13 protein-coding genes are annotated in these 14,868 nt (G+C 66.8%); 11 read left to right on the top strand and 2 right to left on the bottom strand.

Annotated elements, in window-relative coordinates:
- The first annotated feature begins 240 nt into the window (after nt 1–240).
- The 3 genes from mscL (at nt 241) to Q0Q02_RS03140 (ending at nt 3,161) form a co-directional block, all read left to right on the top strand.
- Entirely contained in the window at nt 241–660 is a 420-nt protein-coding gene (gene mscL / locus Q0Q02_RS03150) for a large conductance mechanosensitive channel protein MscL (RefSeq protein ID WP_293806797.1), read from the top strand.
- A gap of 123 nt (nt 661–783) precedes the next feature.
- Nucleotides 784–1,977, top strand: a complete 1,194-nt coding sequence (locus Q0Q02_RS03145; RefSeq protein ID WP_293806795.1) for a pyridoxal phosphate-dependent aminotransferase — start codon at nt 784–786, stop codon at nt 1,975–1,977.
- 119 nt (nt 1,978–2,096) lie between these two features.
- Nucleotides 2,097–3,161: an AbrB family transcriptional regulator gene (locus tag Q0Q02_RS03140; protein WP_293806794.1), complete on the top strand. Its 1,065-nt coding sequence runs from the start codon at nt 2,097–2,099 to the stop codon at nt 3,159–3,161.
- 210 nt (nt 3,162–3,371) lie between these two features.
- Here Q0Q02_RS03140 and Q0Q02_RS03135 read toward each other — a convergent pair whose 3' ends face one another.
- Both Q0Q02_RS03135 and Q0Q02_RS03130 read right to left on the bottom strand, forming a co-directional pair.
- Complete coding sequence (locus tag Q0Q02_RS03135) at nt 3,372–4,304, bottom strand: SMP-30/gluconolactonase/LRE family protein (protein ID WP_293806792.1); 933 nt, start codon at nt 4,302–4,304, stop codon at nt 3,372–3,374.
- A 147-nt stretch (nt 4,305–4,451) separates the two neighbouring features.
- Nucleotides 4,452–5,357, bottom strand: coding sequence for a LysR family transcriptional regulator (locus tag Q0Q02_RS03130; RefSeq protein WP_293806985.1), 906 nt, complete (start codon nt 5,355–5,357; stop codon nt 4,452–4,454).
- A gap of 136 nt (nt 5,358–5,493) precedes the next feature.
- Here Q0Q02_RS03130 and Q0Q02_RS03125 point away from each other — a divergent pair, with 136 nt between their 5' ends.
- The 8 genes from Q0Q02_RS03125 to Q0Q02_RS03090 all read left to right on the top strand — a co-directional run bounded on the left by Q0Q02_RS03125 (nt 5,494) and on the right by Q0Q02_RS03090 (nt 14,810).
- Nucleotides 5,494–6,930, top strand: a complete 1,437-nt coding sequence (locus Q0Q02_RS03125) for an FAD-linked oxidase C-terminal domain-containing protein (protein ID WP_293806790.1) — start codon at nt 5,494–5,496, stop codon at nt 6,928–6,930.
- Nucleotides 6,931–7,101: 171 nt separating this feature from the next.
- Nucleotides 7,102–7,389, top strand: a complete 288-nt coding sequence (locus Q0Q02_RS03120; RefSeq protein WP_293806983.1) for a GIY-YIG nuclease family protein — start codon at nt 7,102–7,104, stop codon at nt 7,387–7,389.
- Nucleotides 7,390–7,402: 13 nt separating this feature from the next.
- Nucleotides 7,403–8,590 carry an FAD-binding protein gene (locus tag Q0Q02_RS03115; protein ID WP_293806788.1) on the top strand — a complete coding sequence of 396 codons (1,188 nt, stop codon included), beginning with the start codon at nt 7,403–7,405 and terminating at the stop codon, nt 8,588–8,590.
- Nucleotides 8,590–9,960 carry a glycolate oxidase subunit GlcF gene (glcF, locus tag Q0Q02_RS03110; protein WP_293806787.1) on the top strand — a complete coding sequence of 457 codons (1,371 nt, stop codon included), beginning with the start codon at nt 8,590–8,592 and terminating at the stop codon, nt 9,958–9,960. The genes Q0Q02_RS03115 and glcF overlap by 1 nt, the downstream gene beginning before the upstream one ends.
- 296 nt (nt 9,961–10,256) lie before the next feature.
- Nucleotides 10,257–11,831 carry a histidine--tRNA ligase gene (hisS, locus tag Q0Q02_RS03105; protein ID WP_293806786.1) on the top strand — a complete coding sequence of 525 codons (1,575 nt, stop codon included), beginning with the start codon at nt 10,257–10,259 and terminating at the stop codon, nt 11,829–11,831.
- 262 nt (nt 11,832–12,093) lie between these two features.
- Entirely contained in the window at nt 12,094–13,206 is a 1,113-nt protein-coding gene (locus tag Q0Q02_RS03100) for an ATP phosphoribosyltransferase regulatory subunit (protein ID WP_293806784.1), read from the top strand.
- A 5-nt stretch (nt 13,207–13,211) separates the two neighbouring features.
- Nucleotides 13,212–14,189 carry an ATP phosphoribosyltransferase gene (gene hisG, locus Q0Q02_RS03095; protein WP_293806981.1) on the top strand — a complete coding sequence of 326 codons (978 nt, stop codon included), beginning with the start codon at nt 13,212–13,214 and terminating at the stop codon, nt 14,187–14,189.
- A 132-nt stretch (nt 14,190–14,321) separates the two neighbouring features.
- Nucleotides 14,322–14,810, top strand: coding sequence for an META domain-containing protein (locus tag Q0Q02_RS03090; protein ID WP_293806782.1), 489 nt, complete (start codon nt 14,322–14,324; stop codon nt 14,808–14,810).
- The last annotated feature ends 58 nt before the right edge of the window (nt 14,811–14,868 follow it).

Genomic DNA, 14,868 nt, shown 5'->3' with positions numbered 1-14,868 from the left:
CGGGATGACCCGCGCATTTGGGGGGGCAAGGTCAGCTTCTCGAGGACGGGAGCGCCTTTGGCGGCTGCCCTCTCAGGGTAAGGGTTGCGTTTCCGAGCCGGATTCATCCCCAACTCTTTGCATTCTCCGTGGAATAGGGCCGGCATCGGCGCGTTTTCGGGCTTTCCCTGCTCTGCGAGGCTGGTCTAGCGTCGGGATCAGGCTGTTGGGGTAGCCTTGTCGATTCTCAAGGGGTGCACCATGTTGGAAGAATTCAAGAAATTCGCCCTCAAGGGCAATGTCGTCGACCTCGCCATCGGCGTCATCATCGGCGCCGCGTTCAGCCGGATCGTCGACTCGCTCGTCTCCGATATCATCATGCCCTTCATCGGCGCGCTCGGCGGCGTCGACTACTCGAACTATTTCATCGGTCTCAACAAGGCGGTGACCTCGCCGATCCTCTCGGAAGCCAGGAAGCAGGGCGCGGTGCTAGCCTATGGCAACTTCGTCACCGTTGCGATCAATTTCCTGATCATCGCCTTCGTCTTGTTCCTCGTGGTCAAGGGCATCAACCAGCTGCAGAAGAAGGAGCCGCCGAAGGCAGAGGCTCCCGCCGCGAAGCCCGACGATGTCGTTCTGCTCGGTGAGATCCGCGACCTGCTCAAGCAGAAGCAGGCCTGACCCCAACCGTCGCGCGGCCGTGATTCATCACGGCCGCCGATCGACCCGATCTCGCGATTTCATGCCTCGCCTTGCTGCAATCGGCTAAAGGTGAGGCATCGTATTTTCGTGAGGCCGATCCCGATGAACACCGCCATCCTGCCGGGCAGCACCCTGATCGCCGAGCTTCGCCCCGAAGCCCGGAACGCGCCGGAGAGCGGGATCGTCGAAGTGGTCAATCACGGCCGGCTCAAGCCCGGCCTGATCCCGCTCTGGGTCGGGGAGGGCGATCTCTCGACTCCGGCCTTCATCGCCGATGCCGCGGCGCGCTCGCTCGCGGCGGGCGAGACCTTCTACACCTGGCAGCGCGGCATTCCGGAATTGCGCGAGGCGCTCGCCCGCTATCACCAGCGCGTCTATGGCCGCAAATTCTCGCCCGAGAGCTTCTTCGTCACCGGCTCGGGCATGCAGTCGGTCCAGATCGCCGTGCGGATGATCGCCGGCCCCGGCGACGAGATCCTCATCCCGACCCCGGCCTGGCCGAATTTCGGCGCCGCCGTCGGCGTCAGCGGTGCGGCGACCGTCTGCGTCCCGATGGATTACGCGCAGGGCCGCTTCACCCTCGATCTCGACAGGCTCGCCGCCGCGATCACGCCGCGCACACGCGGCATCCTCGTGAACTCGCCGTCGAACCCTACCGGCTGGACTGCGACCAGGGCCGAGCAGGAGGCGCTGCTCGCACTCTCGCGCAAGCACGGCATCTGGCTCATCGCCGACGAGATTTATGGCCGCTTCGTCTATGACGGCTCGGAGCGCGCGCCCTCCTTCCACGACATCATGGAGGCCGAGGACCGCGTCATCTTCGTCCAGACCTTCTCGAAGAACTGGGCGATGACCGGCTGGCGTATCGGCTGGATCGAGGTGCCCGTCGCCTTCGGGCAGATCGTCGAGAACCTCATCCAGTACTCGACTTCCGGTTCGCCGGTCTTCGTCCAGCGCGGCGCCATCGCCGCCCTCGACGAGGGCGAAGGCTTCGTCGCCGAGCAGATCGCGCGCGCGGCCGAGGGACGCCGCATCGTGTTCGAGGGGCTGAAGGCGACGAACCGCGTCACGCTCTCGGCGCCGGTCGGGGCGTTCTACCAGTTCTTCTCGGTCGATGGCCGCGAGGATTCACGCAAGCTCGCGCTCGATCTGGTCGACAGCGCCAATGTCGGCCTCGCCCCCGGCACGGCTTTCGGCCCCGGCGGCGAGACCGGCCTTCGCCTCTGCTTCGCCCGCAAATCCTCCGATCTGGTCGAGGCCGTGGCGCGCCTGCAGAAGGCCCTGGCCATCCTCTGATCCTAGAGCGGGCGGCGCAACGCCGCCCTGCATCCAGCAGGGAACCGGCCGGTTGACCCGTCGCCGGCCCGTCGCCATGAACGCCCGGCGCCGCCTGTCCCCGGCGCGACGGGAAGGCGATGAAGGCGTTCGGCTACCCCAAGACCCGGCTGACGATCCTCTGGCGGGAGATTCTGGTCATCGCGCTGGCGGCTGTCGGGGGCGGCGCCTTTGCGCTGCTCGGCATGCCCGCGGCCTGGCTTTCCGGCTCGATGCTGATCAGCACGATCGTTGCGCTCATCCGCCCGCTGCCGACGCTGCGCCGGCCCTGGTTCGATTCCACCATGGTTCTGTCGGGCACGATCCTCGGTTCGGCGGCGACGCCCGAAGCACTGGCAGCAGCGGCCCGCTATCCCGCTTCCCTCGTCATCCTTCTCGTCGGCGTCACCGCGATCATGCTCGCGACGGGCGCCTATCTGCGCCATGTCGCGCGCTGGCCCTGGATCGACGCCTTGCTCGCCGCCGCCCCCGGCGCCTTGTCGACCGTGCTCGCGGTGGCGCAGGCGAAGGGCGCCAATATCGGCCGGATCTCCGTCGTCCAGCTGTTTCGCCTGCTCGTCCTGGTCGCGCTTCTGCCGAGCGTCATGCAACTGAGCGGCGCCTCCGCCGGCATGCCGGTGCCCGTCGCCCAATCGGTCGGGGCCGACACGATGTTCGGCCTGACGATGGCGGGGCTGGCGCTCGGGCTCGTCTTCGAGCGGCTGGGCCTCTCCGCGCCGTTGATGTTCGGCGCCACCTTCGCGAGCGCCGCGCTCCACGGCAGCGGTCTCATCGAGGGCGCGCTGCCCATGCCGATCCAGATCGCCGTGCAGATCCTGCTGGGTACCACCATGGGCGGGCGCATTGCGCATATTCCGCGGGGCGAGCTGAAGGGGCTGTTCCCGCTCGCCATCGGCGGCTTTGCCGTCTCGATCGTCGTGGCTTTCGTCTTCGCCTGGCCGGCAGCCTGGCTCGCCAATGTCTCCTATGCCAGCGGCATGGCGGCCTTCGTGCCGGGAGGCCTGGAGGCGATGGCGATGCTCGCCTTCGCCATGGGGCTCGACACGCTCTATGTCGGCGCGCACCACCTCGTGCGCTTCGTCGTGATCGGGCTCGCCATGCCGCTCGTCCTGGCCCGCGTGAAGAACGTGCCGCCGGGCTCCTGACCGGGGCCGATCCTGATCTGCTCGGCTTTGATGGAGCCCTTCGTCATGCCCGGGCTTGACCCGGGCATCTCTTAAACCAGTGCCTTCTTGTCCTGAGATTCTCGGGTCTGCGCTTCGCTTCGCCCGAGAATGACGTCCCTCGTGTTCATCGGTTCCGGGCTCGGACCTGCCGCCCACCTCGGGATGACGGTGAGGCGCCGAAAAAAGCCCTTACGGTCGCCGCGCCCCGTTCGTGTGCGTCATCACCGCATAGAGCGAGGTCGTGCCGCAGATGAACAGGCGGTTGAGCTTCGGGCCGCCCCAGCAGACATTGGCGACGATTTCGGGGATCGCGACCCTGCCGATCAGCGTGCCGTCCGGGTGGTAGATATGGACGCCGTCGGCTGCGCTGGTCCATATCCGGCCCTCGACATCGAGGCGGAAGCCGTCGAACAGCCCTGCGGTGCAGGTGGCGAACACTTCCGACGCGCCGAGCGTGATGCCGTCCGCGCCCATCTGGAAGCTGCGGATATGCCGCGGCCCGTTTTCGGGATCGTGGCTGGCGCCGGTATCGGCGATGTAGAGGATGCTTTCGTCAGGCGAGAAGGCGAGGCCGTTGGGCTTGACGAAATCGTCGGCGACGATCGCGATCTCGCCGCTCTGCCCATCGATCCGGTAAACGTTGCAGGCGCCGATCTCACTTGGGGACTTGTCGCCCTCATAGTCGCTGAGGATGCCGTAATCGGGGTCGGTGAACCAGATCGAGCCGTCCGACTTCACCACCACATCGTTGGGCGAATTCAGGCGTTTTCCGCCGAAATGGCTCGCCAGCACGGTGACCGAGCCGTCATGCTCGGTGCGAGTCACTTGCCGCCCGCCATGCTCGCAGGTGACGAGCCGGCCCTGCGCATCGACCGTGTTGCCGTTGGCGTTGCGCGCCGGTTGGCGGAAAGTCCCGACCTGGCCGGTCAGCGCGTCGTAGCGCAGCATGCGGTCGTTCGGGATATCCGACCAGACCAGCGTGTTATGGGCCGGGAACCAGGCCGGTCCTTCCGACCAGCGCGCGCCGGTCCAGAGCCGCTCGACGCGGGCCGAGCCCGGAATGACGCGATGGAACCGCGGATCGTGAACCGTAACCCCAGTGCCTTCGAGCACGCCGAACATGCCAGTTCTCCCTGAATGCCCGATCGTCATTCTCGGGCGAAGCGCAGCGTAGACCCGAGAAACTCAGGCAGAAGGAGGAGCCTTCTTGTCTTGAGATGCTCGGGTCAAGCCCGAGCATGACGGCGCGACGCGGCGCTCGGCAATGGCCTAGAGCGCAAGCCCCGCATCCCAATAGGGCGTGGCGCCGTAGAGCTCGCCGAGATAGTCGACGAAGGCGCGCACCTTCTGCTCCATATGCCGGCGGCTCGGATAGACCGCATAGATCGCGACGCGCGAGCCGACTGCGTAGGCCGGCAGGACCCGCTGCAGCGCCCCGGATTTCAGCTCCGGCCCGACATCCCAGGTCGAGCGCAGGGCGATACCGACGCCGCCCAGCAGCGCCTCGCGAACGACCTCGCTGGAATTGGTCCGGAGCGGGCCGTTGACCCGCACCGAGACCGGGCCTTCCGGTCCGTCCAGCCGCCAATGGTCGGCGTTATGCGCGATCAGGGTATGGCGCGACAGCTCGGCGATATCGGCCGGCGTGCCGTGTTCGGCGAGATAGCCCGGCGTCGCGCAGAGCACCCGGTGATTGCGGGCCAGGCGCTTGGCCACGAGGCTCGAATCCTGCAGGTCGGCGATTCGGATCGCCAGATCGAAACCCTCGCCGACGACATCGACGAAGGCGTCGCTCAGCACGAGCTCGACCGTCACCAGCGGGTTGGCGTCGAGAAAGCGCTTGAGATGCGGCGCGACATGCATCCGGCCGAAGGAGGTCGGCGCCGAGACCCTGAGCGTGCCGCGCACTTGGCCCGCGCCGCTCGACACCCAGGACTCGGCTTCCTCGATCGAGGACAGGATCGAGACGACGCGCTCGTAGAAGCCCTGTCCGGCCTCTGTGAGGGCAAGCTGCCGCGTCGTGCGCTGGAGCAGGCGCACGCCGAGCCGCTCCTCCAGCCGGCGGATGCGCTTCGAGATGACCGCCGGCGACAGATTGAGCTGCCGCCCGGCCGCCGACATGCTCTTGGTCGTCACCACATGTGCGAACACGTCGAGATCGCCGAACCGGTCCATCGCCACGCCACCTTTTCCAATCTGGAAATAATGGCTGGCTTTGGCCGCGCTGCAAGTGCCATTGAATTGATCTAATCTGCCGCGCAGAGAATGCCGTGCGTGGCGTGCCGCGAGTCGTGGAGATCGGAGGGGAGAGATGAGTGCGATAGCTTTTCCGGTGCCGGATGCCGGCATCCTCGCCCGCCGCGAATCGATCATCGCCGGCCTCGCGCGCCTCGTCCCGTCGCAGGCGCTGATCACCAGCGACGACGAGCGCCGCCCCTACGAGACCGATGCGCTGACGGCCTATCGCCGCATGCCGCTCGCCGTCGTGCTGCCCTCGACGACGCAGGAGGTCGCGGCCGTCCTGCGCTATTGCCGGGAGCAGGGCGTGCCGGTGGTGCCGCGCGGCGCGGGCACCTCGCTCGCCGGCGGTGCGATCCCGCAGGAGGACGCGGTCGTGATCGGCGTCTCCAAGATGAACCGCATCCTCGAGATCGACTATGCCAACCGCGTCGCGCGGGTCGAGGCCGGCGTGACCAATCTCGCGGTCACCGGCGCGGTCTCGGCCGAGGGCTTCTTCTATGCGCCCGACCCCTCATCGCAGCTCGCCTGCTCGATCGGCGGCAATATCGGCATGAACTCGGGCGGGGCGCACTGCCTGAAATATGGCGTCACCACCAACAACGTGCTCGGCGTCACGATGGTCATGCTCGACGGCAGCATTGTTGAGATCGGCGGCGCCCACCTCGACTCACCCGGCTACGACCTTCTCGGCCTGATCAACGGCTCGGAAGGCCAACTCGGCATCGTCACCGAGGCGACGGTGCGCATCCTGCGCTCGGCCGAGGGCGCGCGGCCGGTGCTGTTCGGCTTCCCGACCAGCGAGCAGGCGGGCGCGGCGGTCGCCGCCATCATCGGCGCCGGCATCATCCCGGTCGCGATGGAGTTCATGGACAAGCCGGCCATCGAGATCTGCGAGGCTTTCGCCAAGGCCGGCTATCCCATGGATGTCGAGGCGCTGCTGATCATCGAGGTCGAGGGCTCGGACGAGGAGATGGACGCCCAGCTCGCCCGCATCGTGGCGATCGCCAGGGGGCACGGCGTCAGCACGGTCAAGGAATCGAAATCGGCGATGGAGGCGGCTGCGATCTGGAAGGGCCGCAAGTCCGCCTTCGGCGCCACCGGCCGCATCGCCGACTATATCTGCATGGACGGCACCATCCCGACCGGGCAATTGCCCTATGTGCTCCGGCGCATGGATGAGATCGTGAAGGGCCATGGCCTGCGCGTCGCCAATGTCTTCCATGCCGGCGACGGCAATCTCCATCCGCTGATCCTCTACAACTGCAACGATCCTGTCGAGGCGCAGAAGGCGGAGGATGCCGGCATGGACATCCTCAAGCTCTGCGTCGAGGTTGGCGGTTGCCTCACCGGCGAGCACGGCGTCGGCATCGAGAAGCGCGACCTGATGACCTTCCAGTTCAACCCGGAAGACCTCGCCCAGCAGATGCGGGTGAGGGCGGTGTTCGACGAGCGCTGGCTGCTCAACCCGGCGAAGGTCTTCCCGCTGGAAGGCAGGGTGGCGGCGTAATGAACCTCTCCGTCATTCCGGGGCTTCGCGTAGCGAAGAGCCCGGAACCCAGAACCGATGCGGGATATCGTTGTCTTGATCAGATCGATGCGCTTCATTTGCGGGCGGCATCGGTTCTGGGTTCCGGGCTCGCCGCTTTGCGGCGCCCCGGAATGACGGCGGAGGATGTTGTTGCCGTTCCACGTTTATCTGCTGGCAAGTGGTCAGCATGGAACCCTGTATCTAGGGGTGACACGAGACCTTGCCCGACGCGTCTACGAGCACAAAAGCAAAGTAACGCCTGGGTTTTCCCGGAGATACGGGGTGGATCGGCTGGTCTGGTACGAGGCGCATCAGACTGCGCAGGAAGCGATCGACCGCGAGAAAGACATCAAGAAGTGGCGGCGGGACTGGAAAATCCGATTGATCGAGGAGGGCAATCCACTTTGGAACGACCTCTATCCGCTTTTGGCGCAATGACAGGCGGCAGAGCATGATCGTCCACACGCCCACCACCGAGGCGCAAGCCTGCGCCGTCGTGAAATCGGTCGTCGACAATGGCGTGCCGCTCATTTTGCGCGGCGGCGGCACGCGCGCCGGGCTCGGCCGCCCCGCCCAGGCCGCGAGCACGCTCTCCAGCGCCGGCCTGACCGGCGTCACGCTCTACGAGCCGGCCGAGATGGTCATCGCAGCCCGCGCCGGCACTCCGCTCGCGCTGGTGCGGGAAACCCTCGCCGAGCGCGGCCAGATGCTGCCCTTCGAACCGATGGACCACCGCGCCCTCTACGGCAGCGAAGGCGAGCCGACGATTGGCGCCATCGCCGCCTGCAACATTTCCGGCCCACGCCGGATCAATGCCGGCGCCGCCCGAGATTCCCTGATCGGCGTCAGGCTGGTCAATGGCCGGGGCGAGATGATCAAGTCCGGCGGGCGCGTGATGAAGAACGTCACAGGCCTCGATCTCGTGAAGCTCCTCAGCGGCAGCCACGGCACGCTCGGCTTCCTCACAGAGGTCGCCTTCCGCGTGCTGCCGCAGCCGGAACGTATCGTCACGCTGCAATGGAGCGGCCTGTCGGACAGCGACGGCGTCGCGCTCTTGTCGAAAGCGCTGGGTTCGCCCTTCGAACCGATGGCGGCCGCGCATCTTCCCGCCGGGCTTGCCGGCGATCAGGCGCGGACCCTGCTGCGGCTGGAGCATTTTTCGGATTCGATCGAATACCGTTCCGGTGAGCTCGCCTTGCTGCTCGGCGAATATGGCGTTCCCGAGCGTCTTGAAGGAACGGCGCCGACTGAACTCTGGACCGATATCCGCGACGCGACATTCTTCGCCGGAACCAATGAGGCGGTCTGGCGGCTTTCGCTCGCCCCGACCAACGGCCCTAAGGCCACCGCCGCGATCGCCCGCATGGTCCCGGGCGCCCGCTGGTTCTACGATTGGGGCGGCGGGCTGGTCTGGCTCGCGGTTCCAGCCGATGGCGATGCCGGCGCCGCTGCGATCCGCGCCGCGCTGAAGCCGCTCGGCGGCCATGCGACGCTGGTGCGGGCGCCCGATGCGATCCGTGCCGCCGTGGACGTGTTCCAGCCCCTGGCCGAACCACTGATGCGGGTGACGGCCGGCATCAAGAAAAGCTTCGATCCCGCCGGCATCTTCGAGCCCGGCCGGATCTATGCGGGGATCTGATGCAGACGAACTTCACCCCCGAACGCCTCGCTTCCGATCCGCGCATGCCGGCCTCGGAGAAGATCCTGCGCACCTGCGTGCATTGCGGCTTCTGCACCGCGACCTGCCCGACCTATCTGCTGCTGGGCGACGAGCTCGATTCCCCGCGCGGACGCATCTACCTGATCAAGGACATGCTGGAGAACGGCAAGCCCGCCACACCGGAGGTCGTGACCCATATCGACCGCTGCCTCTCCTGCCTCTCCTGCATGTCGACCTGCCCTTCGGGCGTGCATTACATGCACCTCGTCGACCACGCCCGCGCCCATATCGAGGAGACCTACACGCGTTCCTGGCATGACCGTCTGCTGCGCAAGGTGCTGGCGGCGATCCTGCCCTATCCCGGCCGCTTCCGCGCGGCGATGCTGGTGGCCCTTGTCGGCAAGCCCCTGGCGCCTGTCCTCGGCATCATCCCGGTCGTCGGCTCGCGCCTGAAGGCGATGCTGGCGCTGGCGCCTGCCCGCCTGCCCACGCGTTCCGCTATGGAAGGCCCGCAAAGCTTCCCGCCGCCGGTCGAACGGAAGCGTCGCGTCGCGTTGCTGTCGGGCTGTGCCCAGCCGGTGCTCGACCCCGCCATCAACGAGGCGACGATCCGCCTGCTCAACCGCCACGGCGTCGAGGTGGTGCTGCCGAAAGGGGAGGGCTGCTGCGGCGCGCTCGTCCACCATATGGGGCAGGAGCACGATGCGCTTACCTTCGCCCGCGCCAATATCGATGCCTGGATGGCGGAGATCGACGGCGACGGGCTCGACGCGATCCTGATCACGGCCTCCGGCTGCGGCACGACGATCAAGGATTACGGCTTCATGTTCCGCAACGAGCCCGCCTATGCCGAAAAGGCGGCGAAGGTCTCCGCACTGGCCAAGGACGTCACCGAGTTCCTGGAGACGCTGGAGCTTGCTCACGTCCGCGATGTCGCGATGCCGATCGCCTATCACTCGGCCTGCTCCATGCAGCATGGCCAGCAGCTCAAGGACGGACCGAAGCGTCTGTTGTCGGGAGCTGGCTTCAAGGTGAAGGAGGTGCCGGAGGGCCATATCTGCTGCGGCTCGGCCGGCGTCTACAACATCCTCCAGCCCGAGATCGCGGGGCAATTGCGCGAGCGCAAGATCGGCAATATCGAGCGCACCAGACCGATGCTGGTCGCGACCGGCAATATCGGCTGCATGACCCAGCTCGCGAAAGGCTTTGCCGACAAGGGAGCGACGACGCCGGTGGTCCATACCGCCGAGCTGCTGGACTGGGCGACCGGCGGGCCGCTGCCGGAGAAGCTGGCGCGGGCGGGGATCGCGGATCGGCCGTTGCGGGAGGCGAGGCTGGCGGCGGAGTAGCTCAGACGCGCGTCATGCTCGGGCTTGACCCGAGCATCTCATGACCCGTTTCGTCATTCCGGGCGACCGAAGGGAGACCCGGAATCCATCATAGAGCACCGAGGCCTCCGATGGATTCCGGATCGGCACCGCTTCGCGGTTTGTCCGGAATGACGAGCTTTCTCGTCATGAGATTCTCGGGTCTGCGCTTCGCTTCGCCCGAGAATGACGCCCCGTGACTTGCCCCCTGCGTCGCGGCGGTCTAACCCGCCTCGTACGTTTTGTACCGCACGCCCCCAATTCGAGTTCCGCACGCCATGTCCGCCGACAAGACCGCCCCTGCTAAGCTGAAGGCCCGCCAGCCGCGCGGCTTCGTCGATCGCGGCCCGGCCGATGTCGCCGCGACCGAGCGCATGCTCTCCGTCATCCGCGAGAGCTTCTCGGTCTATGGCTTCGATCCCGTCGAGACGCCCTTCGTCGAGTACACCGACGCGCTCGGCAAGTTCCTGCCGGATCAGGACCGGCCGAACGAGGGCGTCTTTTCCTTCCAGGACGATGACGAGCAGTGGCTCTCGCTGCGCTATGACCTGACGGCGCCGCTCGCCCGCTATGTCGCCGAGAATTTCGATGCGCTGCCGAAGCCCTATCGCAGCTATCGCGTCGGCTACGTCTTCCGCAACGAGAAGCCGGGGCCAGGGCGCTTCCGCCAGTTCATGCAGTTCGATGCCGATATCGTCGGCAGCGGCACCGTCGCGGGCGATGCCGAGATCTGCATGCTCGCCGCTGACACGATGGAGAAGCTCGGCATCAAGCGCGGCGACTACGTCGTGAAGGTCAACAACCGCAAGGTGCTCGACGGCGTGATGGATGCGGCCGGGATCGACCCCGCCGCGCGCCTCACCGTGCTCAGGGCGATCGACAAGGCCGACAAGTTCCCGCTGGAGGAAGTCCGCAAGCTCCTCGGTGAAGGCCGCAAGGACGAGAGCGGCGATTTCACCAAGGGCGCTGGGTTGTCCGATGCTCAATCCGACCGCATCCTGCGCTATCTCGAACTCGGCCAGAAGCTCGCAGAGCTGGGCAAGACGAATGCTCAGGACAGCGAAGGTTCCGCCAGGCTCTCGGCCGTGGCACTTGCCGATCTGCGCGGCCTTGTCGAAGGCGCCGAGAATGGTCAGGCCGGCATCGCGGAACTGGAGCAGATCCGCGAGCTGATCACGGCGGCCGGCTATCTCGGTCGCATCATCATCGACCCCTCGATCGTCCGCGGCCTCGAATACTATACCGGCCCGGTCTACGAGGTGGAATTGACCTTCCCGGTCACCAATGATGATGGGCAGGTCGTGCGCTTCGGCTCGGTCGCGGGCGGCGGGCGCTATGACGGCCTCGTCGGTCGCTTCCGGCCCGAGCCGGTGCCGGCGACTGGCTTCTCCATCGGTGTCTCGCGGCTCTTTTCGGCGCTGAAGGCAGTGAAATCGCCGATCGTCGACAGCCGGAACGAATTGCCCCTCGTCGTCGTCACCGCGATGGATAACAAGTCGCCTGAGTTCATGCCGGGCTATCAGGCAATGGTCTCGGCGCTGCGTCAGGCCAAGGATGTGGACGGCAAGCCGCTGCTGCGGGCGGACCTCTATCTCGGCGCCTCCGGCTTCAACGCCCAGATGAAATATGCCGACCGACGCGGTGCGATCTGCGCGATCATTCAGGGCTCGTCCGAGCGCGAAGCCGGCACGGTCGTGATCAAGGACCTGATCCTCGGCGCCGAGCTCGCCGCCGCCAGCCGCGACGTCAAGGATTCCGCCGAGCACAAGGCCAAGCAGGCCGAGGCCCAGTTCGCCGTGCCGGTCGCGGACCTGGTTGAGGGCGTGAAGCGGGTGCTGGCGCGACATTCGTAAAGGGCGCTTCCGTCATGCTCGCCCCTGTGGCGAGCATCCACGTCTTGAGTGTGGCCTCTGCCCGGTGAAGACGTGGATGGTCGAGACAGGCTCGACCATGACGATAGCGGCGCCCTTCGATTCCCGTTCACCCATTTCCCTCAAATCCCTCGAAAATTCGCGGCGTCGCTGCTAGAGCATCGGACCGAAAAGTGGCGTTCCCTTTTCGGAGCAATCCGATGCTGATATCCGGCGCGGCGCTCGCAACAGGACAGGACGAGCCGTGCCCGCAAGCCGTGCCAGCATCGAGACCGTGATCGCGCTCTTCGCCGGCGAGGGGTATGCCCATGCCGAGCCGGCGATCCTGCAGCCGGCCGATGTCTTTCTCGATCTTTCCGGCGAGGATATCCGCCGCCGCATCTTCATGACGCAGGATGCCGATGGCCGCGACTGGTGCCTGCGCCCCGAATACACCATCCCCGTCGCGCTCGATCACATCGCCTCAGGCTCGACCGAACCGGCGGCCTATGCCTATGCCGGCCCGGTCTTCCGCATGCGGGCCAGTGAGCCCGGCGAGTTCCTGCAAGCGGGTATTGAATCCTTCGGTCGCGACGATTTCACCGCCGCCGATGCCGAGGTCATGGCGCTGACCATCGAGGCCGCGGCCATGCTCGGCCTGGCCGAGCCGCGCATCGTTATGGGCGATGTCGCCGTTCTCGGCGCGCTGCTTGATGGGCTTGCCGTGCCGCAGGGCGCGCGCCGCCGCCTGGTCCGCGCCGTGGTGCAAGGCAAGGGGACAGACGCTGTCGACGCGCTCGATCCCCCAGCTGCCGATGGCGAAGCCGCTCATGCCGGCTTGCTCAAGGCGCTCGAGGGGCAGGACCCCAAGGCCGCCCGGGCTTTCGTCGAGGACGTGCTCTCGATCGCCGGCATCTCGACCGTCGGCGGGCGCTCCGCCGCCGATATCGCCGAGCGCTTCCTGGCGCGCGCCGCCGAACGCGAGAACCCGGTCAATAGCGACGTCAAGGCGCTGCTGGCGCAGGTGCTCGCCGTCTCCGGCGATCCCGATGCGGCTTCGGCCTCGCTGCGCGCGCTTGCCGACCAGGCTTCGCTCGATATCGGCCGCCAGCTCGACGCCTTCGACGAGCGCACCGGCTTCCTCGCGGCGCGCGGCGTCGATATCGGCGCCATCCGCTTCGCGGCCGGCTTCGCCCGCAATCTCGACTACTATACCGGCTTCATCTTCGAGCTTCACGACAAGGCCCGCGGCGACGGCAAGCCCGTTGCCGGCGGCGGGCGCTACGACAACGTGCTCGGACGTCTCGGCGCGAGCCGGCCGATCCCTGCTGTCGGCGCCTCGCTCTGGCTCGACCGCCTGACGGGAGACGCCGCATGAGCCAGATGCCGGATAACGACGCTCCGCTCGTCCTCGCCGTCCCCTCCAAGGGCCGCCTCCAGGAGAACGCCACCGCCTTCTTCGGTCGGGCGGGCCTGAAATTCGTCAAGTCGCGCGGCGAGCGCGACTATCGCGGCGCCATCGCCGGCGTCGACGGGGCGGAAGTCGCCTTCCTCTCGGCCTCCGAGATCGTGGCGCAGCTTTCGTCCGGCGCCGCCCATATCGGCATCACCGGCGAGGACCTGGTTCGTGAGCAGCTCTCGGATGCCGATGCGGCGGTCGAGATGCTGACCCCGCTTGGCTTCGGCCACGCCAATGTCGTCGTCGCCGTGCCGCAGGCCTGGATCGACGTGCGTAGCATGGCCGATCTCGACGACGTCGCCTCGGCGATGCGGGCGCGCCACGGCAAGAAGCTGCGCGTCGCCACCAAATACGTAAACCTGACCCGCCGCTTCTTCGCGCAGCACGGCCTTGCCGATTACCGCATCGTCGAAAGCCTCGGCGCGACCGAGGGGGCTCCTGCCGCCGGCACGGCCGAGATCGTGGTCGACATTACCACGACCGGCGCGACGCTATCCGCCAACGCGCTGAAGGTGCTCGACGACGGCGTGATGCTGGCCTCCGAGGCCAATCTCGTTGCCTCGATGCGGGCGCCCTGGGGCGAGCGGGCGAAGGCGGCGGCCAAGACCATCCTGTCGCGCATCGCGGCGGAGGAAGAAGGGCGCACGATCCGTGAGGTCCGGGCCCGGCTCGATCTCGCGGCGGACGCGCTGGCGGTGCTGGAAAAGCGCTTCGGCGCGCGCATGCCGTTCGGCCTGCCGGCTGCTGGCGCGCCATTGACGCTGCATTGCCCGGACAAGGCCGTCTTCGCGCTGGTCGAGCATCTCGACGGGCTCGGCGCCGATGATGTCACCGTCAGCGCCCCGGCTTATGTCTTCCGCCGCGCGAACCGCTTGCTGGAGCGCTTGAACGCACGCATCTGATGTTGCATGGCAGCATCGGAATGACGGGACCAGTTGCGGTTCAGCCTTGATCCTGAACGAATTGGATTCTAGGCGTTAACCGGTTTGGCAGCCCGGCGCGCTGCCGTGCGAGTGAATGCAGGTAAGACGATCATGATCCGACGCCTTGGCCTTGCGGCCGTTCTTGCGAGCCTGGCCGTGCCGATGCTGGCTTCGAGCGAAGCCGTTGCCCAGCGCCGCGGCGGCAAGGAAGGCCAGCCGACGCGCGAGCAGTATCAGGCGATGGGCACGCCGATCTCGCAGCAGGAAAAAACTTTCCCGCTCGGTGCGAGCTGGAGCGTCGTGGCGCTGAACGGCAAGCCCGTCCAGGATCGTCGCGCGACCCTCATGGTCGATATGAATCTGCGCGGCACAGGCTTCGGCGGCTGCAATACGTTTTCGGCCGCGGCCTATCCGCTGCGCCAGCAGGGCTTCGCGGTCGGCCCGATCGCGCTGACCAAGCGCAGCTGCGACAAGGGCATGCTCGAGTTCGAGAAGGCATTCCTGTTGGCGCTGCGCGCGACGAGCAAATGGGATCTCGTCAGCGGCCGTCTCGTCCTGAAGGGCGGGGCTGGCGAAGTGACGCTCAGCCGCTCGCTCTGACGGACGCCAGTCCTTCCCTTCGAGGGGAGGATGTCATGCAAGAGACGAATGAGAAAAG

The sequence above is a fragment of the uncultured Allobosea sp. genome (assembly GCF_945956895.1).
GTDB lineage: Bacteria > Pseudomonadota > Alphaproteobacteria > Rhizobiales > Beijerinckiaceae > Allobosea.
Note: the sequence above shows the minus strand (reverse complement) of the source record. Positions and strands in the feature narration are given on the sequence as shown.